At 65.8% G+C, this 25,803-nt stretch carries 22 protein-coding genes and 1 pseudogene; 12 read left to right on the top strand and 11 right to left on the bottom strand.

Features of this window, described 5'->3' with window-relative positions:
- The first annotated feature begins 22 nt into the window (after positions 1-22).
- Positions 23-1,165: an aminoglycoside phosphotransferase family protein gene (locus MNAB215_RS14710; protein ID WP_157900606.1), complete on the top strand. Its 1,143-nt coding sequence runs from the start codon at positions 23-25 to the stop codon at positions 1,163-1,165.
- A 60-nt stretch (positions 1,166-1,225) separates the two neighbouring features.
- Here MNAB215_RS14710 and MNAB215_RS14715 read toward each other — a convergent pair whose 3' ends face one another.
- The 6 genes from MNAB215_RS14715 to MNAB215_RS14740 all read right to left on the bottom strand — a co-directional run bounded on the left by MNAB215_RS14715 (position 1,226) and on the right by MNAB215_RS14740 (position 7,049).
- Positions 1,226-1,990 carry an enoyl-CoA hydratase/isomerase family protein gene (locus MNAB215_RS14715; protein WP_077079502.1) on the bottom strand — a complete coding sequence of 255 codons (765 nt, stop codon included), beginning with the start codon at positions 1,988-1,990 and terminating at the stop codon, positions 1,226-1,228.
- 1 nt (position 1,991) lies between these two features.
- Positions 1,992-3,029 carry an acyl-CoA dehydrogenase family protein gene (locus MNAB215_RS14720; protein ID WP_077079503.1) on the bottom strand — a complete coding sequence of 346 codons (1,038 nt, stop codon included), beginning with the start codon at positions 3,027-3,029 and terminating at the stop codon, positions 1,992-1,994.
- Entirely contained in the window at positions 3,026-4,156 is a 1,131-nt protein-coding gene (locus tag MNAB215_RS14725; RefSeq protein WP_077079504.1) for an acyl-CoA dehydrogenase family protein, read from the bottom strand. The genes MNAB215_RS14720 and MNAB215_RS14725 overlap by 4 nt, the downstream gene beginning before the upstream one ends.
- 7 nt (positions 4,157-4,163) lie before the next feature.
- A complete protein-coding gene (locus MNAB215_RS14730) occupies positions 4,164-4,925 on the bottom strand; it encodes an SDR family NAD(P)-dependent oxidoreductase (RefSeq protein WP_077079505.1) in 762 nt (253 codons plus the stop codon).
- Positions 4,922-6,505 carry a class I adenylate-forming enzyme family protein gene (locus MNAB215_RS14735; protein ID WP_245830320.1) on the bottom strand — a complete coding sequence of 528 codons (1,584 nt, stop codon included), beginning with the start codon at positions 6,503-6,505 and terminating at the stop codon, positions 4,922-4,924. Before MNAB215_RS14735 ends, MNAB215_RS14730 begins: the two co-directional genes overlap by 4 nt.
- A gap of 91 nt (positions 6,506-6,596) precedes the next feature.
- Positions 6,597-7,049 (bottom strand): MaoC family dehydratase, encoded by a 453-nt coding sequence (locus MNAB215_RS14740; protein ID WP_077079506.1) that lies wholly within the window; start codon positions 7,047-7,049, stop codon positions 6,597-6,599.
- A gap of 215 nt (positions 7,050-7,264) precedes the next feature.
- Between MNAB215_RS14740 and MNAB215_RS14745 the strand changes: the two genes are divergently transcribed.
- On the top strand, positions 7,265-8,020 hold the full coding sequence (locus tag MNAB215_RS14745) for a FadR/GntR family transcriptional regulator (protein WP_077079507.1): 756 nt from the start codon (positions 7,265-7,267) through the stop codon (positions 8,018-8,020).
- Between the two features lie 44 nt (positions 8,021-8,064).
- Here MNAB215_RS14745 and MNAB215_RS14750 read toward each other — a convergent pair whose 3' ends face one another.
- Positions 8,065-9,192: an acyl-CoA dehydrogenase family protein gene (locus tag MNAB215_RS14750; protein WP_077079508.1), complete on the bottom strand. Its 1,128-nt coding sequence runs from the start codon at positions 9,190-9,192 to the stop codon at positions 8,065-8,067.
- Between the two features lie 94 nt (positions 9,193-9,286).
- Between MNAB215_RS14750 and MNAB215_RS14755 the strand changes: the two genes are divergently transcribed.
- Positions 9,287-10,510 carry an acyl-CoA dehydrogenase family protein gene (locus tag MNAB215_RS14755; protein ID WP_077079509.1) on the top strand — a complete coding sequence of 408 codons (1,224 nt, stop codon included), beginning with the start codon at positions 9,287-9,289 and terminating at the stop codon, positions 10,508-10,510.
- Positions 10,511-10,518: 8 nt separating this feature from the next.
- Here MNAB215_RS14755 and MNAB215_RS14760 read toward each other — a convergent pair whose 3' ends face one another.
- On the bottom strand, positions 10,519-11,064 hold the full coding sequence (locus tag MNAB215_RS14760; protein ID WP_131829130.1) for a nuclear transport factor 2 family protein: 546 nt from the start codon (positions 11,062-11,064) through the stop codon (positions 10,519-10,521).
- Positions 11,065-11,232: 168 nt separating this feature from the next.
- Here MNAB215_RS14760 and MNAB215_RS30795 point away from each other — a divergent pair.
- The 3 genes and pseudogenes from MNAB215_RS30795 to MNAB215_RS14770 form a co-directional block, all read left to right on the top strand.
- Positions 11,233-11,421 (top strand): annotated as a pseudogene (locus MNAB215_RS30795) (TetR/AcrR family transcriptional regulator); the annotation flags it as partial.
- A gap of 627 nt (positions 11,422-12,048) precedes the next feature.
- Positions 12,049-13,581 carry a class I adenylate-forming enzyme family protein gene (locus MNAB215_RS14765; RefSeq protein WP_077082020.1) on the top strand — a complete coding sequence of 511 codons (1,533 nt, stop codon included), beginning with the start codon at positions 12,049-12,051 and terminating at the stop codon, positions 13,579-13,581.
- Between the two features lie 517 nt (positions 13,582-14,098).
- Positions 14,099-14,920 carry a mycofactocin-coupled SDR family oxidoreductase gene (locus MNAB215_RS14770; RefSeq protein WP_077079511.1) on the top strand — a complete coding sequence of 274 codons (822 nt, stop codon included), beginning with the start codon at positions 14,099-14,101 and terminating at the stop codon, positions 14,918-14,920.
- A 291-nt stretch (positions 14,921-15,211) separates the two neighbouring features.
- On the opposite strand, the gene fadD12 is transcribed toward MNAB215_RS14770, so the two are convergent.
- From fadD12 to MNAB215_RS14785, 3 genes are all read right to left on the bottom strand, one after another.
- Positions 15,212-16,822: an acyl-CoA ligase FadD12 gene (gene fadD12, locus MNAB215_RS14775; protein WP_077079512.1), complete on the bottom strand. Its 1,611-nt coding sequence runs from the start codon at positions 16,820-16,822 to the stop codon at positions 15,212-15,214.
- A gap of 59 nt (positions 16,823-16,881) precedes the next feature.
- Complete coding sequence (locus tag MNAB215_RS14780; RefSeq protein WP_077079513.1) at positions 16,882-17,697, bottom strand: mycofactocin-coupled SDR family oxidoreductase; 816 nt, start codon at positions 17,695-17,697, stop codon at positions 16,882-16,884.
- 445 nt (positions 17,698-18,142) lie between these two features.
- Positions 18,143-18,733 carry a TetR family transcriptional regulator gene (locus MNAB215_RS14785; RefSeq protein WP_077079514.1) on the bottom strand — a complete coding sequence of 197 codons (591 nt, stop codon included), beginning with the start codon at positions 18,731-18,733 and terminating at the stop codon, positions 18,143-18,145.
- A 540-nt stretch (positions 18,734-19,273) separates the two neighbouring features.
- On the opposite strand from MNAB215_RS14785, the gene MNAB215_RS14790 reads away from it, so the two are divergent.
- The 6 genes from MNAB215_RS14790 (at position 19,274) to MNAB215_RS14815 (ending at position 25,749) form a co-directional block, all read left to right on the top strand.
- A complete protein-coding gene (locus MNAB215_RS14790; RefSeq protein ID WP_077082021.1) occupies positions 19,274-19,636 on the top strand; it encodes a DUF4286 family protein in 363 nt (120 codons plus the stop codon).
- Positions 19,637-19,736: 100 nt separating this feature from the next.
- Positions 19,737-21,941, top strand: a complete 2,205-nt coding sequence (locus MNAB215_RS14795) for an acyl-CoA dehydrogenase family protein (protein WP_077079515.1) — start codon at positions 19,737-19,739, stop codon at positions 21,939-21,941.
- Positions 21,942-21,962: 21 nt separating this feature from the next.
- Positions 21,963-23,099, top strand: a complete 1,137-nt coding sequence (locus tag MNAB215_RS14800) for a thiolase C-terminal domain-containing protein (protein ID WP_077079516.1) — start codon at positions 21,963-21,965, stop codon at positions 23,097-23,099.
- Entirely contained in the window at positions 23,096-23,563 is a 468-nt protein-coding gene (locus MNAB215_RS14805; RefSeq protein WP_077079517.1) for a Zn-ribbon domain-containing OB-fold protein, read from the top strand. Before MNAB215_RS14800 ends, MNAB215_RS14805 begins: the two co-directional genes overlap by 4 nt.
- Positions 23,560-24,738, top strand: a complete 1,179-nt coding sequence (locus MNAB215_RS14810) for a cytochrome P450 (protein WP_077079518.1) — start codon at positions 23,560-23,562, stop codon at positions 24,736-24,738. The genes MNAB215_RS14805 and MNAB215_RS14810 overlap by 4 nt, the downstream gene beginning before the upstream one ends.
- Before the next feature lie 24 nt (positions 24,739-24,762).
- The gene (locus MNAB215_RS14815; protein WP_245830321.1) at positions 24,763-25,749 is read left to right on the top strand and encodes a Rieske 2Fe-2S domain-containing protein; all 987 of its coding nucleotides are present in this window, start codon (positions 24,763-24,765) and stop codon (positions 25,747-25,749) included.
- Positions 25,750-25,803 lie beyond the last annotated feature (54 nt).

Raw genomic sequence — 25,803 nt, forward strand, 5'->3', positions numbered from 1 at the left:
AGAGGTGCACATAATGCCAAATATGGGCGCAAAGGTGGCAGCAGCTTATCGCAAAGAGCAAGAGCGGCCAATCATCCCGGTGGAAGCCTCCGATATTCCCTCCTCATATGAGGTGATTACGCCAGAGTGGCTGACGGAAGTCCTTTGTCATGATGCACCGGGAGCGAAGGTGGTTTCGCTCACGCTTGGCGACGTGGATAATGGGACTTCAAATCGCAGGAAAATTGGTGTCGAGTACAATCGAGCAGGCAATAGTGCGGGTCTGCCTAACCGCCTTTTTTGTAAGGCCTCGCACGACCTGGCCATCCGACTCGGGTTTGGTCACACGGGATCCGGTTCTTCAGAAATCTATTTTTACGATAGATTACGTCCGCAGCTCGATATTGAGGCACCGAACTGCTACTACGGCAACCTCGACACGGAGACGTTCAATTCGATTCTTATTCTTGGCGACATCAGTGACGAGGTTGAATCGTTCTGCACTCATGAGACCCATATCAGCAGAGCGCGTGCCGAGAGCCAGATTCTCTTGCTGGCAAAAATGCACGCACGTTTTCATGAGGGAAATGAAGCCCATAAGGAACTCTCCGCGTTGCCTACCTGGTTTGACTTTTTCCAAACGACACTCGATTTTGGTTTGAGAGAAGGCTCCAACCAGGGTTTTCTAGATGCACAGGAAGTGATCCCGCCTTCTCTGTATGGAAGATTCGAAGAAATATGGCCAGCCACTCTCGAGTCAATAGCAGAAAATAAGAGTCTACCCAAAACCTTTACGCATAATGATGTGCACCTCAAAAACTGGTATGTAATGCCAGGTGATCGAATGGGTTTGGCCGACTGGCAATGCTGCGGTGTCGGCCATTGGGGGCGTGATCTTGCTTACACCTTATCGACAGCGCTGACGGTTGAAAATCGCAGGGCGTGGGAGGAAGACCTTGTGCGCTATTACGTTGAAGAATTATCTGCGGAGGGAGTTGGTGGAGTAAATTTCGATGATGCGTGGAAGCATTACCGGAAGCAGCTCCTGTCATCATTGACCTGGTGGACCATAACGTATCGACCGACAGCAGGTATGCCAGATATGCAACCGGCAGATGTTACCCTCGAGTTTATCCGGCGTATTAGTACAGCAATGGACGACTTAGGAACTCTGGATCTATTCTGAGGCCGACCTTGAAAGGTGAAAGCAGCAGAACCCTTTACAGATTGCGGTCCGGCGCCGGCGCTATTGCCCGGTGAACACCGCCTTCTCGCGGGCCAGGTTGGCGGCGATCCCGATCTTGCTGTCCTCGGTGGCCCACAGCGTCCGTTGTTCGGCCAGCTCACGGTCCAGCACCGCCCGGACCTGGCTTACCAGGGGTGCACGTAGGGTCTGCCGGATCGATTGCACCGCTAGCGGTGCGGCCGCAGCGATCTCGACCGCCCAGCGCAGCGCCTCGTCCCGGACGTCCCCGTCCGGTACGAGCCGATCGACCAGCCCGATGTCGAAGGCCCGTTGACCGTCGATGCGCCGGCTGGTGTAGAGCAGGTCCGTGGCTTTTTGCTGTCCGACGATGCCGGGCAGGGTCACGCTCAGCCCGAAGCCGTGATGGAACCCCAGCATCGAGAAGTTGGCGTGGAATCGGCTCGACGGCGCGGCAACCCGGAAGTCGGCCGCGCACGCCAAACCAAGACCGCCCCCGACGGCGGACCCCTGGACCGCGGCGATGATCGGCACCGCTACGTCGAACAGCCGAACCGCCTCGCGGTACAGCAGTTCCGAGGACCGCGCCCGGTCCTCGTCCATCTCGCCCTGAGCGAAGTTGGCGCCGGCGCAGAAGTGCTTGCCTTGCGAACACAGCACGATGGCGCGCGTCCCGTGGGCGTGCACGTCGGCGGCGGCATCCACGATCTCGCCGATGAGCTGGCGGTCGAAGTAGTTCGCCGGGGGGCGGGTGATTTCGATGATGCTGACGTGGTCGGCGGTGCTCACCGAGATGTTCTGTGCCACTTCATACTCCGATCGTTGAGCCGACGGCCGTGACGGCCGCGTTGATGCCGCCGACGAGGGCCATTGCCGTGCCGAGGCGCACGTTCATGGATGCCTCGTCACCGAAGTCGCCGCGCCAGGTGTGCAGGCGTCGGGTCAGCAGTTGCAGGGCGTATTCCTGCGTCATGCCGATGGCGCCGTGGGCCTGGTGCGCGGCCCGTGCCGCCAGCCCGGCGTTGCGGTTGGCCACCGATTTGGTGACGACGATCTCGAAGGAGGCCGCGCCGTGCAGTGCGGCGGCACCCGCGCGGTCGACCGAAAGCGCGGTCAAGGCTGACGCCTGCGCGAGTTCGACGATATGGGCCTGCACGGACTGAAACTTGCCGATCGGGCGGCCGAACTGCTCACGCTGCCCGACGTAGGTCGTGGTCAGTTCGAACGCTCCGGTGATGGCGCCGGCTATCTGTGCGGACCGCAGCAGCGCGCCGCGCAGCAGCACGTCATCGGCACCGACATCGGCGGGGTAGACGTCCACATCACTTCCGTTCGCCGTGATGGCGTCTCGGGGCATCCCCGCGAGGTCCGACCCCGCGGTCACTTGCAGGTGGTCGACGTCGGCCACCACCACCCCGGCGGGTAGGACCGCCACCACGTGGCTGGCGCCCCGCACCCAGGGCACGTGTGTAGCGGTGCCCGTCAATCGGTCACCGTCGAGGGACAAGGCGCTGGAGTCAGGTACCACGGTCATCGGGGTGGCCGGTATCTTCGCTCCGGCGCGGGCCAGCAGCCAGGCGGCCAGGCTGGTCTCGGCCAGCGGCAGGGGCACCGCGTAGCGGCCCGCGCCTTTCACGACCGCGAGCAGATCCGACAACGAACCGCCCGACCCGCCAAGCCCCGCGGAGATCCCGACGAGCGGTAAACCGAGTTCGGCTGCCGACAGCCATAAGGGGGTGGTCATGCCGTCGCGTTCCACCGCGCCGATGACGTCGGCGGTGAAGGTCTGGGAGAAGTAGTCCCTGACCAGCCCGACGAGCTCGGGGTCAGCTTGGGGTGCGGTCATGAAGTGATCAGCGCCTTGGAGATGATGTTGCGCATGATCTCGGTGGTGCCGCCGCGGATGGTGAACGACGGGCCGGTCAGCACTGCCCTGGCGAGCAGGGATTCATACGGGTCCGGTGAGGTCAGTTCGGGTGTCCGGCCGAAATGTCTGAGCACGATCTCGATGCACTCCTGTTCGAATCGGGTGGCCATTTCCTTGGCCAGCGCCGCCTCGACCGTTGGCGATTCGCCACGGTCGACCGCCCGCGCGATCGACAGGGACAGGCCGTGGAACGCCCAGCAACGCGCTGCGACGGATCCGAGTTCGGTCCGCGCCCAACCGGGTGCGGCGCCGTGCAGTGTGCCGGCCCAGTGGTCCAGGACCGGCATCACCGACATCCAGCGGTCGACCCCGCCGCGCTCGAGGACGAGTTCGGCGGTGTTTTGCCCCCAGCCGGCACCCACCTCGCCCAGGCGCCTGGATTCCGGGACGAAGACGTCGTCAAACGCGACTTCGCAGAAATGGCGGGTGCCGTCGATGAAGGTGATCTTCGACGGCGTCAGCCCGTCGGCGTCGCGGTCCACGATGAACTGGGTCAATCCGCGGTAGCGGTCCTGCGAGGTGCGGAACAGTCCCAACAGGTGGGTCGCCTCGGCGGCACCGGAGGTCCAGATCTTGGTTCCGTTGAGCAGCCACCCGCCGTCGACCTTGATCGCTCGGGTTCGCACGGCGGCCAGGTCCGAGCCGGCGTCGGGTTCGCTCATGCCGATCGCGAAGGACAACTGGCCGCTGGCGATGCGGGGCAGGAAGTACTGTTTTTGCTCGTCGGTGCCGTTCGCGGCGATATTGGGACCGGATTGGCGGTCGGCGACCCAGTGCCATCCCACCGGCGCTCCGACTGCCAGTAGTTCCTCGACGACGATGAGCCGTTCCACGGCGGTGCGTCCGCCGCCGCCGTACTCCTTCGGCAGGGCCATGCCGAGCCAGCCCCGCGCACCCAGGTCGCGGGAGAAGGCGGGATCGCTGGGGGCGGCGAAACCTAGGCCGACGTCATAGTTGCCCGGCGGGAGCCGGTCGGCCAGGAAGGCTCGGACGTCGTCGCGTAACCGTTGTTCGTCGGTGCTGAGTTCGGTGGCTTCGAGTCTCATCGGGTTATCACCGGACCATCACCAGTCCGCCGTCGATCGCCAGGACCTGTCCGGTCATGTAGGTGGCGTCGTCGGAGGCTAGGAAGACGTAGGTTCCGGCGATCTCCTCGGGTTCGGCCCACCGCTTCAACGGAATGCGTTGCAGGTAGTTGTCATTGAGCTTGTCGTTGTTGCGCAGCCCTTCGGTCATCGGGGTGGCGGCGGCGGGGGCGACGGCGTTGACGACGATGTTGTAGCTGGCGAGTTCGCGGGCGGCCGACCGCGTCATGCCCAGCAGCGCCGCCTTGGCCGACGAGTAGTTGATTTGTCCGATGGTGCCGTTGAGCCCGGCTGAGGAGGTTGTGAAGATGATGGAGCCCTTCTTGGCTTCTTGCATTCCCGGCACCACTGCCTGTAGCCAGTAGAAGGCTCCGTTGAGGTGGATGTCGAGGACTGTTGACCATTGCTCGTCGGTCATCTTCCACAGCATCGCCGGGCGGGTCAGGCCCGCGTTGCTCACCAGCACGTTGATGGGGCCCAGGTCGGCGGCGGCTCGTGCTGCCGCGTCGTTGACCGCCGCGCGCTGGGACACGTCACACGTGATCGCAGCCGCCGTGCCGCCTGCGGCGGTGATCTCCTCGGCCACGGCCTGCGCGGTGTCGGCGTTGATGTCGACGACGGCGACTCGTGCGCCTTCGGTGGCGTAGCGGATGGCGATCGCCCGGCCGAGTCCCTGGCCGGCGCCGGTCACGACGGCGACGCGACCGGCCAGTCGTGCGGTACTGGTCATGTGTTTCCTCCTGTAGGTGCGTGTGACGCTGACTGCGACGGGGTGCCGGAGTCGGGGCGGTACATGGCTTTGACGTCGCGCAGGCTCACCTTCAGCGACGGGGTGCGTGGCAGCCGCTCGACGATCCGGATGTCCACCGGGATGTGGTGTGCGGGAAGCCGTTGCCGCAGATGGGTTTTCAGCTCCTCGACGCCGGGGGCCGCAGCGGCGGCGTGGAGTTCGGCGGCGGCAAAGGGAATCTCGCCCAGACGCGGATCGGGCACCGCGACGACGGCCGCGTCTCGCACGGCGGGGTGGCACAAGAGTGCGTTGACGACGGTCTCGGGCAGAACCTTGAAACCACCGCGGTTGATCGCGCCGTCGGCGCGGCCGTGCACCGTGACAAAGCCGTCGGCGTCGATGGAGGCGAGGTCGGTGGTCCGGATCCAGTCCGGGCTGACCAACGTAACTCTGGCCTCGAGGAGGCCCTGCTGGCCGTCGGGCAGCTGCGCGCCGGTGGACACATCGACGACGCGAACCTCGGTGCCGGCGGTGGGCCGGCCCGATGCCGACGGTTTCGTGTGGCCGAATTCTTCGTACAGCGCCGGTGTCCACGCCACCACGGTGCCTGCGAATTCGGTGGCCCCGTAGGCCCACAGGACCGGAACGCCGTACGTGTTCTCGAACGACTGGCGGGTCTTCGGCTCCAACGGGCCAGACCCACCGAACAGAAACTTCAACGACGCCAGGTCGCCGCGTGGCACTTTCGCCTCGACCACCATCCGCACCACGGCGGGCTGCACACCGACGTGGGGCATCTGGTACCGCTTGATCGCGCTGACCCAGTCATCGACCTGAAACTTCTCCAGCAGGACGAGCCGCTTGCCGCTGTGTATGGCGCCGACGAGCTGTGCGATCCCGCCGATCCCGGCGAACGGCCAGAACACGAGTTCCGGTGCAGCGTCGGCATTTCCAGGCGACAGCGTCATTGCGCTGAGCACCGCGCGCTGCAACACCGGGGTGGGTAGGTTGATGCGCTTCGGGGGGCCGGTGGTGCCGCTGGTCAGGACGCCGATCGCCGGCTGATCGGGCACTTGGGCGTATCGGCCCTCGCCACGGGTGGACAGTTCGGGCAGTAGCGCCACGTGTGGGGCTGCCGATTGGAGGGTGATGCCGATCGAACCGACCCGCGCCGCGGCCGCGATCACCGGCGCCGTCCAGTCGTCGCGGTCGGCGATGACGACCCCGGGCCGCAGCGCCTCGATGTCCGCCGCGATGGCGGCCGGGGACTGGAACGCGTAGATCTGGGAAAACGATCGCCGCCGCGCCAACAGGCCGACGATGGCGGCGGCGTGTTGCGGTCGATTCCGTACCACCAGTCCGATTTCGTCGCGCTCGCTGACGCCGGCCGCGCCGATGAGCGAGTCGACGCCGTCGACGTAGCCGGTGAGATCGTCGCCGCGCAACCACTTGCCGCCGAACTCGATGACGGGCGCTGACCCGTAGGCACGGACCCGGCGATGTAGCACGGCTGCAAGCTCTTCCGCGCTGTCGGCGGCCTCGGAATTGTGCCCGGCGCACATCAATGCGTCCGCGGACACGTCACTGCCGCACCCTCGGCCGCGGCGCTGAGCGGTCACCAGCACTGTTGTTCAGCACAATCCCTTCCCGTTCGCGAATGTCGCTGCCAAGTCAGAAGTAGAGGCGGGTGATGGATTCGGCGACGCAGACCGGTTTGTCGCCGCCCTCGCGCTCCACCGTGGCCAGCCACACCACCTGGACGCCGTCCGGCACGTCGTCCACGGCGGCGACACCGAGCCGAACACGCACCCGGGAATCGACCGGCAGGGGAGCGGGGAAGCGCACCTTGTTGAGACCGTAGTTGACCCCCATGCGCTTGTTGGCCACTTCGAAGACGTCGTTCATCAGCGGAGGAAGCAGCGCCAAGGTGAGGTATCCATGGGCGATCGGCGTCCCGAAGGGCCCCTCGGCGGCCTTTTTGGGGTCGACGTGGATCCACTGATGGTCGTCGGTGGCGTCGGCGAACAGGTTGATGCGGTCCTGATCAACTGCCTTCCAGCCGCTGACACCGATCTCCTGGCCGACCAGTGAGCGCAATTCGTCTGGGCCTTCTATCTTTCGCACGATCCATCCTTCGTTGAATTGGTGTGTGGTACCGAGGTCGCGGCGCCGGTGAAGTCATTGGACGCATGGTGCCTGGGGCGTGGCGGTGGGAACGTGCATCGGGCGCTGCCATCCCATAAATGAGTTGGAGGATTAAGATGTTCTACACGATCAGCGGTACCGCTCGCCAGTGCCGCAATGTCGACACCTAGGGCACGGCACGGGAGGGTGAAGCGATGACGGCAGCGTCCTTTGGCGCCGTCCGGGTTCCCAAGGCCGCCGAGTTGGTCGCCGCCAGTCTGCGCGGACAGATCATCACCGGTGAACTTCCCGCCGACGCGCTGCTGCCGGCCGAAGCCGTGTTGATGGAGCAGTTCGACGTCAGCCGCCCCACTCTGCGCGAAGCGTTCCGCATCCTGGAGTCCGAGGCGTTGATCGTCGTGCGGCGCGGCGCCTTGGGTGGCGCGCGCGTCAAACCCCCCGACGGCGTCATGGCAGCGCGGCATCTGGGATATCTGCTTCAATATCGCGGCACCACGATGGCCGATGTCTACCGTGCTCGTAGCGCGCTGGAACGGCCCTTGGGCGAGGCGGTCGCGCGAGACAAACGCCGCCAGAACGTATCCCGGCTCAGCCAGGCGATCGCCGAGGCGACACCGCACATCGCGAACCCGGCCGAGTACGCCCGCCACGACATCGACTTTCACCTGCTGGTCGCCGAACTCGCCGGCAACGAGACGGTCCGCACCACCGTCGAAGTCCTCTACTACCTCTTGCTGCCGGCACGGAACCGGTACGTCGAGGCGCTGGCGCCCGGTGAGCTGGGCGTCGAATACGGCGAAGTGCATCGCACGCACGCCTACTTCGTGACGCTGATCAAACGCCACGACACCGACGCCGCGATCGAACTGTGGAACAAGCACCTCGACGAGATCGAGCACCACTACACCGCCCGCCCGTTGGCCAAAACGGTGGTGGAGATGCTCGGCTGACCCGCCGGCGCACACGTCGAGGTTGACGGTCGTCGGGCGTGGGCTCATCCGATGATCTCTTGCACCACGTCGTAGCCCTCGGCGAGGACCAGATTGGTGAGCCGGACCAGCTCCCGGTCGGGATTGCCCAACAGATGTTGCGAGGCGGTCGCGCGTTTCAAATAGAGCTGCACCTCGTGCTCCCACGTCAAGGCGAGCCCACCATGGATTTGCATCGCGGTCCGGACCGCCTGCCAGTTTGCCTCGTGCGCGCAGACCGCGGCGACGGCCGCCGACACCGGGATCGCCTGCTGTGGCTGATCGAGGTGGTCGAACGCGGCCTCCACCGCGGCGGTGGCGGCCTGCACCGCCACGAACAGATCGGCGCAGCGGTGCTTGATCGCCTGAAAGGAGCCGATCGGCCGGCCGAACTGAACCCGCGTCTTGGCGTACTCGACCGACATGTCCAGCAGCCGTTGAGCCCCCCCGACCGCATCGGCGGCTATCGCCAAGCGGATGAGGTCCTGCAGCCGGGCTCGCAACGCCGCGGCGCCGTCGAGATCACCCAGCGCAACCGCCGGTGCCGCTCCGAAGGTGACGGCGGCCACCGGCCGGGTCACATCGATCGAGCGAAGCGTCTCGATGCGCACCCCGGCGTCGTGCCGGTCGACCACGAACACCCCAGGCCCAGTATCCGTTTCGGCGGCCACGATCAGCCAATCCGCCACATCGGCTTCCAACACGGCCGGTTCTGCTCCGGTCAGCCGCCAGGTGTGTCCGTCGCGTGTGGCGCGGGGCGCGGCGCCGTCCAACGGGCTCAGCGCCAGCGCCACCCGCGCCTGCCCCTGAACGATGCCCTTGAGCAGATCGGCGAAGTGTTCCTCGGCGCCGGCCCAGCGAATCGCCATCGGCGCCAGCACGGCGGTCGACAGATACGGGGCGGGCAGCAGACACCGGCCGGTCTCCATCAGGAAAATGGCCAACCCTGCCGCGCCGACGTCACCGCCGCCGTACTCCTCGGGCGTCGCCAGTCCGAACATCCCCAACTCCGCGAGGCGCCCGCAGAGGTTCGGGTCGTCGCGGCGACCCGATTCGGCCAGTTCCCGGGTCAGCGCCAACGGCGCGTGCTGCTGCAGGCCGTCGCGGACCCAGACCCGGAACTCCATCCGGTCGTCGTCGGTCAGCAAGGGCATCGGCCCTCCTCACAGTCAAAGCATCATATTAGTCCGCTATCCAATACATTAGTATTGTCTATATGATTATCGGCAACCGCCCGGGTGTGTACCGGTGACCGCGACAGGACCCACCGAGACACCCGGGTTCCGTGACGATGTCAGGGCGTTTCTTCAAGCCAACCTTCCCGCCGACTGGGCCGGCGCCGGCGCACTGCCCGGGCCGCAGCGCCGTGAGTTCGTCGACCGGTGGCGCCGCCTGTGCGCCCAAGCCGGAATGCTCGGCGTGACGTGGCCGGTGGCCTACGGCGGGCGGGGTCTGTCCAAACTGGACCACCTGGTGGTGGTCGAAGAGTTCTCCCGCGCCAGGGTGCCGGTCGGCAGCCCGGGTGACACGCTGTCGATGAAGCTGCTCGGGAACACGTTGGCGGCCTGGGGAACCCACGAGCAGAAGCTGCGGTTCCTGCCCCGCATCATCAGCGGCGAGGACATCTGGTGTCAGGGCTACTCCGAGCCCGAGGCCGGCTCAGACCTGGCCGGTCTGCGGACCCGTGCCCGACGCGAGGGCGACCAGTGGCGCATCGATGGCCAGAAGATCTGGACCTCGAACGCGACGAACGCCAACTGGATGTTCCTGCTGGCCCGCACCGACGCGGACGCGCCGAAGTCCAAGGGCATCAGCATGCTGCTGATGCCGATGGACCAGCCCGGTGTCGAGGTCCGGCCGATCACGATGCTCAACGACACCAAAGACTTCTGCGAAGTGTTTCTCAGCGACGCCCGCACCGAGGCCGACCTAGTCGTCGGGGAGGTCAACAACGGCTGGGCGGTGGCCAATTCGCTGCTGAGCCACGAACGCGGCGAGGAAGCGGCGGTCAACCCGATCCTGTTCGCCCATGAACTCGAGCGCGTCTTCGCCCTGGCGAAGGAACGTGGCGCTGACCGGCAATCGGTTACCCGTGAGCGGCTCGGACGCGCCTATCTCGGCGTCGCGGTGATGAAAGCGCTGGGCGACAAGATCCTGGCGGCCTACATGCGCGACGGGTCGCTGGGGCCCGAGGCGTCCGTCGCCAAGCTTTACTGGAGCGAGTATCACCAGAGCACGACCCGGTTGGCCATCGACATCCTCGGCAGGGACGCCCTGGCGTGGGATGGTGACATGCCCATGCGCTGGTTCCGCGCCGACGACGCCGGCGCGCCGAACGATTCCAGCTCGTGGTTGTCGGTGCATCTGTGCAACGCGATGGCCGGCACCATCTACGCGGGCACGTCGGAGATTCAACGCAACATCATCGCCGAGCGCATCCTCGGACTGCCTCGCGAGGCGCGCGCAGTGTGAGCGCCGACCTAGGGGCGTAACGCCTCGGCCAGCACCATCGGGTTGTGAAATTCCGTCCACGACCTGATCAGGCCGCCGTCGAACTCGAACACCGCGATGTAGGTGTTCTGATAGGGCTTTCCGGTGTCGCGGGCCACGAAATCACCGTGATACCGGGCCACGACAGTCCTGCCGTCCGTGGCGGAAAACACCTCGTCGAGGTGCAGCGGGTGCGGATTGAACAGCTTGGCCACCCCCGCGAAGAGTTGCCGAACACCGCGCTTGCCGCCGACGTGGGACCAGAAGCCGGTGCGTTCATCCTGGAACGGCAACCGCACCTCGATCTCCTCGGACAACAGCGTCATCGCGGCGTCAAAGTCACCTGCCGAGAAGTGACGCAGCAGAGTCGCCACCGCGTCAGCGCGGCTCGTGTCGGCGGCGTGGTCCGCCATGATGGTCTCCTGGTGTCGAGGGGCACGGGGCGTCTGCAGCGTCGTGCCCGAGGTGGCCGGTGACACGGCGCCGGTGGCACCCGAGCGCAGTCCGTCGAGCACGACCCTAGCGGCATTTGACACGAACGCCAAGTACTTTTGACAGAAACGCCAAGTTCGATAAACACCGCTTGAACTGCACCGATATTGCGCCAAGGGGGCGACCTTGGGGATCGGCCTGATCGGGTCAGCGGCCGTCGTGGAGTACCATCATGCGACGATACGACGGCCTCACGAAACCGCGACGGGACTGTGGACCTACAGCACAACGACACCTCATTGAGTCCTCGCGCGCTGCAGACTCGGCACGCGATCCTGGAGGCGGCCCGAAGCCTGTTCCTGAGTCGCGGCTACGCCGGTACCCGCATCAACGACATCACCGATAAGTGCGGGATTTCCCGCGCCGGCTTCTACACCTATTTCAAGGACAAGGCCGAGGTGTTCGCCGCACTGGGTCAGGACGCCTACCACGACGCCCAGAGCGTGGTCAGGGGATGGGAGACGCTCGGCGCTCATCCGACGCTGGACGAGGTGAAGTCATGGGTGGGCGCCTACTTCGCCTACATGGACGTTCACGGTGCGTTCGTCCTGTCGTCGAGCAGTTGGTCCTCCAGCAGCGATGCATTCCGGGAGGGCGCGCGTCGGATGGAGATGCACGTGGCCGCCCCGCTGGGGCTCGCGTTGCAGACGCGCCAATCTGCGCCGACTCCGTCAACGGAAACGCTGGGGCTGGCGGTGTTGGCCCTGCTGGACCGCGCGTGGTACTTCGTGCGACCGGAAGGCCTGCCGGTGGAGGACGACGACATGGTCACGACCGTCGCCTCCATGATCATGGCCGTCCTCACCGAGCCCTCACCCGCAACTCAAACAACGCAACGTGACGAGAAGACGCCGCGTGCACACCGGATCGACACCGCCCCGGCGGCCCCGCCCATTGGCACGACCACCCCGCCGCGACGGGTATCGGTCGGCGCACGGTACACCTGCGCACCACACTCACCGAACCGTGACCGCACTCGAACACGGACCGTGCGTCGCCGCCGCGTCGCTGGAACACGAAGACAGGGAATGACCATGGGCGACATCGTCATCGACAACGCCGAACGCTTCCCCGACGTCGCCGCCTACCGCCTCGGATCCCGGTTCATCAGCCATCTCCAGTTGCGCGACCGCGGCGTGAAGCTGGCGTCGGCGATGGCCCAGAGCGGACTGCGCCGCCAAGACCGCATCGCCGTGCTCGGCCGAAACAGCATCGAATACGGCCAGTTGTTCGCGGCCACCCAGCTCAGCGGAATCATGATGGCAACGATCAACTTTCGGCTCTCCCCGCTCGAAGTCCTCGACGCCCTGCGCAGGGTCACGCCGTCCATCGTGTTCTGCGACGACGAATTCGCCTCCACCGTCAGCGAGCTCGCGCCCCAGCTGAGCGGGGTCCGGCAGTTGGTCTGCCTCGGCATTTCCCCTCCGCCGGGAATGCTGCGATTCGATGCCTTCATCGCCCGGGGCGTTGACGATGAGCTGCCGTTTGCCGCCCGACCCGACGACATCGGCTGCCTGTTGTTCACCAGCGGCACCACGGGTCCCTCGAAGTGCTGCATGCTCGGACATCGCGAACTGCGGCGGATCGCCTTCGCGGCCAACGTCGAGATGCGCACCGGCTCCGACGACCGCGGACTGATCAACATGCCGATGTTCCACTTCGGCGCCTTGGCCATCATCAGCGCCCTGCACGCCCGCGGCGGCACCGCGGTCCTGCAACGACACTTCGACACCGCAGAAGCCCTCCGGTTGGTCACGAACGAACGCGTCACCCTGCTGCATCTGGCACCGGTGATGCTCCAGGCGCTGCTGGACGAACCCGGCGCCCGCGAGGCCCTCGACGCTGTGCACACCGTCGTCTATTCCGCCGCGCCGATCTCGCCGCCCACCCTGCGTCAAGCGCTGGCGACCATGCCCAACGCCGGGTTCCTCAACCTCTACGGGCAAACCGAGGCCATCGTGTCCGGACTGCCACGGGAACTGCATTCGCTCGACACCCCCAAGGCGACACACCGGCTGGGATCGGTCGGATTCCCCTTTCCCGGTGTGTCGATACGCATCGTCGACGACGACGGACTCGACGTCCCCACCGGGCAGCCGGGCGAGATCCTCGTCCAGTCGGACTCACTGTTCCGCGGCTACTGGAACGATCAGCCCGCCACGTTGGCCACGTTGGACGACGGCTGGTGTCACACCGGCGACGTCGGGCGCATCGACGAGCATGGGCTGCTGTATCTGGTCGACCGGAAGAAGGACGTCATCATCAGCGGCGGGGAAAACGTGTACTCCCCAGAGGTCGAGCACGCGCTGCGCGGCCTCCACGAGGTCGTGGACTGCGCGGTGGTCGGAACGCCGGATCCCCGGTGGGGTGAAGCCGTCACCGCGGTCGTCGTGCTGCGCCCCGGCGCACAACTGACCCTGGATCGCGTCCAGGAGTTCCTGCGCGACACGCTCGCCCGGTACAAAGTGCCGCGCCGCCTGGCCATCGTCGACAACCTGCCCACCCTGCCCAGCGGGAAGATCGACAAGAAGCGCATTCGCGAGACTGTCGCCCACTCGTAGGACCGTCCGCCGATTAGAGCGCCACGCGAGGTGTCCCGCGCGGCGATCAGTGCGTGTCTCTGCGCCGGTCTCGCGGTCCGTCGGAGGCGCCCCACCTCCTGACTGTCGGAGCCTGGCTCGTTCAAAACTGACGACGCAGTGCCAAAGCCTCGTTACGTGCGAGCGGTTTCGCGGTGTGGATGTATGTGTTTCAGCCTGCTGCCGAGCGCCGCTATTATCGCCGTGCTCAGCCGATAGCGTTGTATGGCAACAGGACTACGAACTGCTACCACGGTGTGCTCGGACAGTTCGGCCAGCTTGATCTGGTCGGAAACCCACGCGACCCCATGTTCCTGCGAGCACACACTACTGACACCTCACTGTCATATAGAATCCCGCTTGCGCCGTCTACCTCGGGGCGCGTGGGAAAGGTCGGCGCACGGTACACCTGCGCACCACACTCACCGAACCGTGACCGCACTCGAACACGGACCGTGCGTCGCCGCCGCGTCGCTGGAACACGAAGACAGGGGCACAGATGGGACTGCTCGACACCAAGATCGCACTGATCACCGGCGCCGCACGAGGACAAGGCCGCAGTCATGCGGTATCGATGGCCGAGCAGGGCGCCGACATCATCGCGGTCGACCGCGCCGAAGACATGGATTCCATCCCCTATCCATTGGCCAGCCGCGACGATCTCGAGCACACCGCGCAACTCGTCCGCGATCTGGGCCGGCGCATCCACACATCGGTGGTCGACGTACGCCAGCTGGCCGACCTGCGAGCGGCTGTTGACTCCGGAGCCGGCGAACTCGGCGACATCGACATCGTGGTCGCCAATGCCGGCGTGGTGGCCACGGGCAAGACCGATCCCGCCGACCAGGGGCTCTACCGCGACATCGTGGAGACGAACCTGTTCGGAGTCTGGAACACCCTCGTGGCCTCGGTGCCCTCGATGATTCGGAAGGGACGCGGCGGCTCAATCATCCTAACCAGTTCGACGCAGGGACTGGTGGGCCGAGGTGGCGACGGCAGCGCGGCAGCCTTCGCCTACGCCGCGTCCAAACATGGAGTTGTCGGCCTGATGCGGGTGGCGGCCACGTCCTACGCTGAGCACAGCATTCGGGTCAACACCGTGCACCCGACCGGGGTCTTCACCCCCATGGTGGTCAACGAGCACATGGCGCAGGTGTTTACCGAGCATCCGTCGGCATCGAAGCTGGCCACCAACCTGCTACCGGTCCCGTTCGTCGAGGCCCAGGACGTCACCAATGCCGTGGTGTGGCTGGCCAGCGACCACGCCCGCTACATCACCGGGGTATGCCTGCCCGTCGACGCCGGATACACCGCCATGTAGCAGCGACGTGCACCCAGTGCGAGTACCCGATCTGCGGGATGGGTCGTCGGCGCCTGTATCTTCACGGCTCGGTGTGTTGATTCTTCGGGCGGTTGTACGGCGGGCGCCACGATAGGTGTTCGGCCGATGTAGAACTGCGGCGAGAACGTCGCGGTTACAGCTGCTCAACTAGGCTTGCCGGTCACGTCGTTGGGGCAACGTTTGATCCGGTGTCGCTGGGTCGGTACCACACGTTTCGTTGTGTTCGATGGGGGCGACGGCTGGGGCGAGTGCCCCGCTGCAGCGCAGGGGTCACCCGCTGTCGGCGGTGGACACGCGCGCCTGTAGTTCGGCGCGCAGAATCTTGCCGGTGCTACTGCGCGGCAGCTCCGCCAGGACGGTGATCTCACGCGGCACCTTATAATTCGCCAGCGCGTCACGGACGTGCTGCTTGAGCACATCCGAGCTGGCCGTAGCGGATTCGGCCAACACCACGAATGCGACCAAATGCTGCCCGTAACGCTCGTCATCAACACCGATGACCGAGACCTCGTCAACGGCGGGGTGCGTCGCCAGCACTCGCTCCACCTCGATCGGATAGACGTTCTCTCCTCCGGAGACGATCATCTCGTCGTCGCGCCCCACGACGAACAACAGGCCTGCCTCGTCGAGGTAGCCGACGTCCCCGGAGGACATGAATCCTTGATGGAAGTCCTTGGTCGCCCCCGAGGTGTAGCCGTCGAACTGTGTGGAGTTGCGGACGTAGATGCCGCCCACCTCACCGGGCGCCAGTTCGGTGAAATCGGAGTCCAGGATCCGGATTTCGGTGCCCTCGGCAGGTCTACCGGCGGTGTCAGGTGCTGCGCGCAGATCCGCCGGGGTGGCGGTGGCGATCATGCCGGCTTCGGTGGCGTTGTAGTTGTTGTAGATGACATCGCCGAACTGGTCCATGAAGGCGATCACCACATCCGGCCGCATCCGCGAACCGGACGTGGCGGCGAACCGCAGGGACCGGCCACTGTAGCGGGTGCGGACATCGTCTGGCAGCTCCATGATCCGGTCGAACATCATCGGAACCACGGCCAGCCCGGTGGCGCGGTACCGGTCGATGAGGTCCAGCGTGACTTCTGGATCGAACTTGCGTCGCGTGACCACGGTGCACGCCATCATCGCCGAGAGCACCAACTGCCCGAAACCCCACGCGTGGAACATCGGCGCCGCCACGACGTTCGTCTCCTCAGCCCGCCACGGCGTCCGGTTCAGGATCGCCTCGACGTCGCGGAGGCCGCCACCGGAATGTCTTGCGCCCTTGGGGGTTCCCGTCGTCCCGGAGGTCAGCAGAATCAGCTTGCCGGTGCGCATCGGTGGCCAGGGCCGCTGCCCGCGATGGGCGGCAATCATCTTCTCGACCGTCACCTGGTGGCTGTCGGGATCATCAGTCCAGGCGATGATGCGTCGGGCATCGGGCCGCTCAGCCAACGCCCGGTCCACCGTCGGGGTGAACTCCTCGTCGTAGACCACGGTGTCGACGCGTTCGCGGTTGACCACCTCGGCCAGGGCCGGCCCGGCGAACGACGTGTTGCACAGCAGCACGTTCGCGCCGACCCGGTTGGCGGCGACCAAAGCCTCGACAAAGCCACGATGATTGCGGGCCATGATGCCGATCGTCTTGGGTGGACCGCCGCCTTGTGCCTGCACGGCGGCGGCGAACGCGTCGCAGCGCTGGTCGAGTTGTCTCCAGGTCAATGCGCCCAGTTCGTCGATCAGACCCGGCCGCTGCGGGCATCGCACCGCGGCGATCGCGAAGCCAGTCGTCGCCGACATTCCCTCTCGCCGGATCACGGAGAGGATCCGGACGTACTTGTCCGGGCGCAGCACCGTCAGCAGCCTTGCGCGGACAAAGGTGGTGATCAGACCATACATGTCAGTCACGAGGCGGCGCCGATAACAGTCGCACCGTGTCAGTGAAGCAGCCGCAGCACTCAGCGCACAGCAAAGCCGGCATCGAGGGGCCAGGCCGTTCCGGTGATGAACTTGGCTTCATCCGAGACGAGGAAGGCCACCGCATTCGCCACGTCTTCCGGCATGAGCACTGGGATCGGCAACACGTTCTGCATCGCCTCCATCGCGACGTCCCCGGACTCGAGTAGTTTGCCCATCGCCTCGTTCATGACCATGCCGGTGGCCACCCCGGTGGGGTGGATGGTGTTCACGCGGATGGAATGTTTCCCCAGGTCGTTGGCCCATACCTGCATCAGTCCGACGAGGCCGCGCTTGGCAGCCGAGTAGGCCTGGCCGCCGGTCCGGTCGGTGCCGGTGGCTTTGAGGCCGGCACTGGAGCTGGTGATGACGATCGACCCGCCGCGCCCGCCCTCGATCACGGTCGGGATCGCGGCATGCACGGTGTTCCACACCCCGATCAGGTTGACGTCGACGATGTCACGGAACACCTGGCGGTCGTCGCCGCCACCGCCGAGCCGGATGATGCCGGCGTTGGCGATCACGATGTCCAGCCGCCCGAATTCAGCGAGGCCATCGGCCAGGACCGCATCCACGGCGTCGCCGTCGCGGACATCGGCCTGACGCGCCACGATGCGCCGGCCCGAACCCTCGACCAGCTTGACCGTCTCGTCCAAATCGGACCGAGTGGCGTTGGGATAGTCCATCGACGCGATATCAGCACAGATGTCCAACGCGATGATGTCGGCGCCGTCGGCGGCCAACCGCACCGCGTGGGCACGTCCTTGCCCCCGCGCGGCGCCGGTGATGAAGGCGACTCGACCGTCTAATGCACCCATATCTCAACTCTCTTTGCCGTTGTGCCGCGTGATCTGGCCCCGCCGGGCATGACGTCCGCACGAAAGCTTTACCCGGGGCGGGCATCAGTGCGCTGCCAGACACCTTGACGAACTCGTGGACATCTGCTGCAGCCCGCACTGCCGGATCAGACAGTATGACAGTCGTATGCCATAGGTCAAGACAGTTGCTTTTGGGAGGCACCGGCCAAATCACGCGGGCGCCCCGGCGAGCTTGGCAATGCCGAGCACGATCCCTCGACGACCCCACTGGGATCTTCGACCCAAGGTAGTTTACCTAGTTCAGGATACGGTTCAGTAGGTCACCCCGTGACCGCGTGCACGGGTGAGCATCGTGCACCCACGGCGTGCATCAATCCGGATCCTTGCGCGGCCCAGTGCTACAAATATGGCAGTTACCTGTCAGCTGTTGCGACGTTATGACGGACTACCGAAGGGCCGCCGACAGTGCCGCGAACTCATGCCGGACGAGGTCGTCGACCGTGTGGTCGGGGACTGATAGCCAGCGCTTGATCGCACGGTCGAGCAGCAGCAACCCGACCCTGGCGAGTACCTCCGCCGCGGCATCGGGGGTAGGCAGGCCGCGGCGCTCTGCGACCGCCATCGCCACGATCTGGGCTTTGGCATCCTGGTCATGGCGTTCCTGACCGCGCAGGACCAGAGAGTTGGCGACCGCTTTTTGGTAGAGCGAGACGCGGCGGCGGATCCGTCCTAGGCCAAGTGCCAGCGACGCAAACGCCTCGGTCATGGCATCGATGTCGGAGACCGACTTCGGCTGGGCGAGGTAAACCGCCCGGAACCCTTGGATGAAGTCGTACGCTCCGAAGAACAGAATGGACTGCTTGGTGGGGAAGTAGCGGAAGAACGTCCGAGTGGACACGCCGGCCGCCTTCGCGATCTCGTCGGTGGTTGTTGCGTCGTATCCGTGCGCGCTGAAGAGGTCGAGCGCGACGTCGACCAGCGTGGTATGCACCCGATGGGCGTGATCGCCGCGGGGCGAGCGTTCGCCGCGCACCATTCCTGCACCTTTCCCCGAGCCTCGTGCCGGTACGGGTGACAGCAGCCCCGACGGTTCCCCCGACCACCGTCACGCCCTGTGCCACTCAAGCAGTATGGCAGTAGACTGTCATACCCCTCAACCTTGAGCGGTGATACACGCATCACACCGGCCTAGAACCCGTGCCGGCGGCGGCACCGAGGGTCATCGCGCAGTGCGGCGGGTGCCGGACAAGGACATCGCGGACGTGCTGTGGCGGAAGGAGGCGCCATGAGCAGCCCCGCCTAAACGGTCCAGATATCCGAATAAGACTTGTATACAGAGATATTCAGCGCGTCAATGCAATCAACCCTGGGTGGCGCGCGGATAGGCGCGCCACCCGTGTCCGGGCATCCAGGCGCGTATCGCATGCCCGCGCGAATCGCGATCCGCGCGACGAACGTGGCGCGAGCCGGTATCGATCGGGCACCAGCCAACCACTGAGCATTGACTATGACAGTTGCCTGCCATATTCTCGCTTGCGCACCAGTCGTCGAAATCCTTGGCCCGAAAGGCGTGTCCGTGGCGGAGAGCCTGTTCCTTGTCTTGAGCAACCCCATCGAGGGTCAAGACGCCGCATTCAATGCGTGGTACGACTCCACGCACGTACCCGAGGTTCTCGACGTTCCCGGTGTCGTCGCCGCACAGCGTTATGACCTGTCCGAGATCAAGGTGCCCGACGACGAGGACCTCCCCGCACAGCTGCCGCCCCCGACGCACCGCTACTTGGTGGTCTACGAACTCGACCGCGAGCCCGACGCGGTGATGGCGGAGTTCCTCAAGCGGGTCATGGCGGGCACGTTGACGCTGGGTGAGACCTTGGACCTGAGCACCGTGTCGCTGACCGGGTGGACCCCGCGCGGCGAACGCCGGGTAGCGACATGAAAGGCGCGGCCGCGTTCAGCGCAACGGGCGTGAGGGCGACATCCGCTCGGACCCGCGCCGACGACGTCCCCCTGTTCGTCCTAACGAGTGAGGTTGCACCATGCCCTTGGCGTTAACCGAAGACCACGGCGCGCTCGCCGACGTCGCCAAATCGCTGGTCGGCGGTCGTGGCGGAACCGCAGCTGCCCGCCGCATCCTGCTCGATCCGGACGAGAGCGGGCGCTGGTGGCAGAACGACGGCCTGTGGAAGGAGGTCGTCTCCACGGGCTGGCTCGGTTTGCACATCGACGAACGCTACGGTGGTCAGGGCTTCGGACTGCCCGAGTTGGCCATCGTTGTCGAGCAACTCGGTCGCGCCGCGATCGCCGGGCCGTTCCTGCCGACGGTGGCCGTCTCGGCGGTCATCGCCGAGGTCGGCACCGAGGAGCAACGGCAACGCTGGCTTCCGCGGCTGGTGTCAGGCGACGTCGTAGCCGCGATCGGCTCCACGAGTGACGCCACCCTGCGCGGATCGGCGGCCGTTGCCGACGCAGTCGCCACGCTGGGGGAGCAGCACGCCGATCTTTTCCTTGTCCCGATCGGGGACGATCTGGTGCTCGTCGAGGCGGGCGACGCGGTGAGCACAACACGCAGCGACTCCGTCGATCAGGTGATGCGTCCGATCACCGTGGTCAACCTGGCGTCGGCGCCGGTGGCGGACAGCTTCCCTGGGGCGGCCCGCGCCGCCGCCCGGACGGTGCGCCTGCTGGCCGCGGCCGAGGCCACTGGCGGTCTCACCGCGTGCACCGAGATGGCCAGCGTCTATGCGGCCACCCGTGAACAGTTCGGCCGTCCGATCGGGTCCTTCCAGTCCATCAAACATCACTGCGCCAACATGTTGGTGGACACCGAGCTCGCCGTGGCCGCCACCTGGGATGCGGCCCGCGCCACGGCGTCGGAAGCCGAGCTGGCCGTGACGATGGCGGCCGGGCACGTGTTGCCCGCCTACCAACGGGTGGCGCTGAAGAACATTCAGATCCATGGCGGCATCGGCTATACCTGGGAACACGACGCCCACCTCTACGTCCGGCGCGCAACGGTCTTGCTGGCGTTCGCCGGCGGCGAGGACGCGCTCCACGATGACGTGGCGGCCCTGCAGATCGGTGGTGCACGCCAAGGCGCGGCGTTGGACCTACCACCGGAAGCCGAACAGTACCGCCAAGCTGTGCGCGACTTCCGCGCACAGCTCGGCCAGACGGAACCCGCCGAGCAGCAGAAGCTGTGGGCCCGCACCGGATATCTGGTGCCGCACTGGCCGAAACCGTACGGCCGCGCCGCCGGATCCGTCGAGCAGCTGATCATCGAGCAGGAGCTCGACGGCGTCGAGCGCCCCAGCCTGGGTCTCGGCGAGTGGATGGTGCCCACGGTGCTGCAGCACGGCAGCCCCGAACAGATCGACCGGTTCATGTGGCCCAGCCTTGAGGGTGAGCTGCGGTGGTGCCAGCTGTTCAGTGAACCGGGTGCCGGCTCGGATGCGGCCGCGGTCTCCACCAAAGCTGTCCGCACCGACGGCGGCTGGATCCTCACCGGGCAGAAGGTGTGGACCAGCGATGCGGTGAACTGCCAGCTCGGGTTGGCCACGGTGCGCACCGACACGAATGTGCCCAAGCACAAGGGCATTACGGCGATGATCATCGACATGTCCGCACCCGGTGTACAGATCCGGCCGTTGCGGGAGATCACTGGCGAAGCCCTGTTCAACGAGGTGTTCTTCGACGAGGTGTTCGTCGCCGACGACGACGTGGTGGGTGAAGTCAACAACGGCTGGCGGGTGGCCATGGCGGCCCTGGGCAACGAGCGCGTCTCCATCGGTGGCGGTTCGGTGACCATGGTCGCCGAGGACCTGCTCGATCTGCTGGCTCGTCACCGCGGCAACGATCACCGGCTGGTCGGCGAGGTCGGGGCGCTGCTCATCGAGGCCTACGCCCTGGCGACCGTGAACTTACGTCAAGCTGCCCGCGCGGTCTTCGAATCCGGACCCGGTATCGAAGGCAACATCGCCAAGCTGTTCGGCGCCGAGCACGCCCAGCGCGTCGCCGAACTGGCGCTGCGCATCGCCGGGCCCGCCCTGCTCACCGGACCCGACAACGGCAGAGAGACCGTCGGCGACGACCCGCTGGGCCGGAAAGCCGCCGGAACGGTGGTGCACGACTACCTGTTCAGCCGCTGTCTGACCATCGCTGGCGGCACCGCCGAAGTCCTTAGGAATCTGATCGCCGAACGAATCCTGGGCCTGCCCAGGGACCCCGCACCGGCCACCAAGTAGCACGATGACTGGAGAAATGAAATGACCTGTGCCGTCATCGGAATCGGCCGCACCACCTACTCGAAGAACTCCGGCCGCACCACCCGCGGCATGGCCGTCGCCGCGTGCCGCGACGCCATCGACGACGCCGGGCTGACACCTGCCGACATCGACGGGATCTGCACCTTCATGGCCAACGACTCCGAACAGCCGATCTTCGTCGGATGGGCACTCGGCATCGACGAATTGGCCTGGGCCAACGCCATGTACGGCGGTGGGAACCTGGTGGCCGACCAGATCGCCACCGCCGCAGCGGTCATCGAGGCAGGCATCTGCCAGGCGGTGTTGGTGTACCGCTCGCTCAACGGCCGCTCCGGACACCGCTTCGGGCACATCGAGGGGCCGATGCAGGTGCCGCACCACGACCAGTTCGATACCGCGTCGGGGTTCATGGTGCCACCGCAGTGGTTTGCCATGTGGGCGCGCCGGCACCAACACGAATACGGTTCCACCGCAGAGGATCTGGGGCAGATCGCGATCACCCAGCGCAAGCATGCCGGGCCCAACGAGCACGCACTGCGCCGCGAACCTCTGACCATGGACGGCTATCTGGCGGCACGCTGGATCAACGAACCGTTTCGGGTGCTGGACTGCACCTCGGAGGTCGACGGCGCGGTGGCCATCCTGATCACCGGTGAGGACATCGCCCGTAATAGCAAACAGCCCCCGATGTGGTTGGTCGGGTCGTCTAACTCGCAGGGTGGCGCAGGGTGGACCGAGTGGAGCGATCCCACCGAGATGTACTCGCGCACGGCCGGTCCGAAGATCTGGGCGAAAACCGGCCTGACGCCGGCGGATATGGATCTGGCCTGCATGTACGACTGCTTCACCTACACCGTGATGGCCACCATGGAGGGCTTCGGCTTTTGCGAGAAGGGCGAGGTGGGCAAGTTCTTCTCTACCGGCCGCGCGACCTACGGCGGTGACGTGGTAGTCAACCCGCACGGGGGCCTGTTGTCCGAGGGCTACATCCACGGCCTCAACCACCACTACGAAGCCGCACTGCAGCTGCGCCACGCGGCCGGTGTGCGCCAGGTCGACAACGCCCAACTCGCTCTCGTCACCGCCGGCGGCGGCCCGTTCGGCGGCGCCAACGTCTATAGCAGGGAGAAGCCATGACATCACCATCCGCGACATCGCCACCGGCCACCAATCCCATGCTCCTGCCGCCGATTCCGGTACCCGACCCGGATACGGCCCCGTACTGGGAAGCCCTGAAGCACGGCAAGCTGATGCTGTGCCGCTGCGACGACACCGGCAAGTGGATTCACCCCCCGCTGGAACGCAGCCGATACACCGGCGGCCCAGTGCACTTCGAAGAAGTCAGCGGCCGGGGCACCATCTTCAGCTACATCGTGATACGCCAAGCGCTGGTGCCGGGCCGCATCCCGCCCTACGTCGTGGGCCTCATCGAACTCGACGAACAGCCCGGCCTGCGCATCAACGCAGTCATCGACGCCGACCCTGCCGACGTCCGGATCGGCCAACCAGTGCAGGCCCGCATCGTCGACCTCGGAGACAGTGGTTACCGCATCCCCGAATTCACCATCCGGCTCGCGAACGACGGGAACCCGCCAGCATGACCAACATCAGCGCCGACGCCAATTTCGACGTCGACGATCTACCGTTCACCCAGGACAGAACACTGGCCTGGCAGCAGCTCCGCCAGCACGGCGACGTCGTGCAAGGTCGCCAGCAGGTGGTGCTGACCAGCGCTGCGGCCGTCGATTTCGTGGCGAAACGACCCGAACTCTTCTCCTCAGCCCGAGCGTTCGACCGCCTCGGCAGTCCCGTCCCGATGGTCCCGATCGCCATCGACCCACCCGATCACACCCGATTCCGGCGGCTGTTGGACCCGTTCTTCAGTCCCCGAAGGATGGCCGAACGCGAACCCGAGCTCCGCAGGCAGGCAGGCGAGCTGATCGACGCCATCAAGGAACGGGGGGAGTGCGAGTTCCTCGCCGACGTCGCCGTCCCGTTCCCGTCTCAGGTCTTCCTCACACTGTTCGGGTTGCCCTTGGAAGACCGCGACCGGCTGCTGCAATGGAAGGACTCGATCCTGGAGTTCACCGACCCCGCCAGCGGCGAGCCGACACCAGAGGTTTTAACGCTTGCCCTCGAGCTCTACACCTACCTCAGCGAGCACATCGCGGCGCGTCGCGCCAACCCCGCGGGTGACGACCTGCTCTCCCAGCTCACCGCACTCGACGACGAAGGCGGCCTGACCGACCCCGAGATCATCGGCCTGTGCTTCCTGTTCGTCCTTGCCGGCCTCGACACCGTCACGTCCGCTCTGGGTTTCTGCTTTGCGCGGCTGGCCGCCGACGCGGAACTGCGACACACACTTACCGCCGACTACTCCCTGATCCCGTACTTCATCGAAGAGCAGCTGCGGGTCGACAGCCCGGTGCCGTTCGCGCCGCGCGTAGCCACCGAGGACCTCGAAGTGGCGGGCCGTCCGGTGGCCAAGGACACCGACATCCTGATCAGTCTGGGCTGCGCGAACCGCGACCCCGAGCAATATTCAGATCCCGACACCGTGCACCTTGACAAGCGGCCACCCCATTTCGCGTTCGGACGGGGCCCGCACCGTTGCTTGGGGTCTCACCTGGCCCGCCTCGAGCTGCGCCTGATTCTCGAGGAATGGCACAACCGCATCGCCGACTACGCGCTCGCCGAGGGCGCCCAGCCGGCCGTGCCGTGGCCACACGCCACCATGGGGTTGGATGCCGTTCCGATTGTCTTCCCGCCCAGCTGATTTCGACACGACCGGAGATTCTCCGTGAGCGAATTGCCCACCATGCAGCCGACCGGATGGTTCCAGGTCGGCTGGAGTTCTGACCTCGGGGTCGGCGCGGTGAAGCCACAGCGCTATTTCGGGACTAATCTGGTCGCCTTCCGTGACCTGGACGGCGTCATTCACATCCTCGATGCGCACTGTCAGCACCTCGGGGCCAACCTGTCCTTCGGCGGCTGTGTAGTCGAGGACGGCATCCAGTGCCCGTTCCACGGCTGGGTCTGGGACGGGAACGGCCGCAACGTCCGCATCCCCTATGAGCAGCGGCCCAACCGGGGTCGCCGCGTGCGGGCGTGGCCGGTGGCCGAAATCAACGAGTGCATCTACCTCTGGCACGACGTGGCACGCCGTGATCCGCTCTGGCAGGTACCCGAGGCGTTCGAGGCCCTGGGAACGCACATCAGCAGTCGGCGATACCGAACCGTGGGTGATGGCGAACGCGCCTTGTTTCCGGGCGTCCACGTGCACCCGCAGATCGTCGCGGAGAACGGAGTCGACCCGCACCACTTCCAGTTCGTCCACCGCACCCCGATCAGCCCCGTCGTGCTCACCGAGGACGTCACCGAAGCGGCCTGGCACGCCAAGGTCGGGTTCGGGCGACGATGGGCCGACGGCGTCGACCGGCCCGGCGACACCCACAACACCATCGAGATCCGCTGGTCGGGAATCGGGGTCAGCTTCAACGGGGAGCAGACCGCCGACGGCGTGCGGGTCATCGCGATCTGCACGACGCCCGTCGATGACACCACGTCCGACATCTTCGCGACGTACTGGATCTCTGAGGGGGAGAACTACGACGAACGGCTCCGCGTGGCCAAAATGGCGCTGCCCGACGACATCATGATCTGGGATCACCAGCAGTACCTGGACAAACCCGGGCTGGCGCCGACCGAGGCCGCGGGCTTTCAGCGGCTGCGCCACTGGGCGCGCGGCTTCTATCCGAAACCTGACGTACTCGCCGCCAACAAATAGACCCGCAAGAAAAAACTGAATGCATTCCCCTGTGTTCTAGACACCCCGACAAAG

The sequence above is a fragment of the Mycobacterium numidiamassiliense genome, assembly GCF_900157365.1.
Taxonomy (GTDB): Bacteria; Actinomycetota; Actinomycetes; order Mycobacteriales; family Mycobacteriaceae; genus Mycobacterium; species Mycobacterium numidiamassiliense.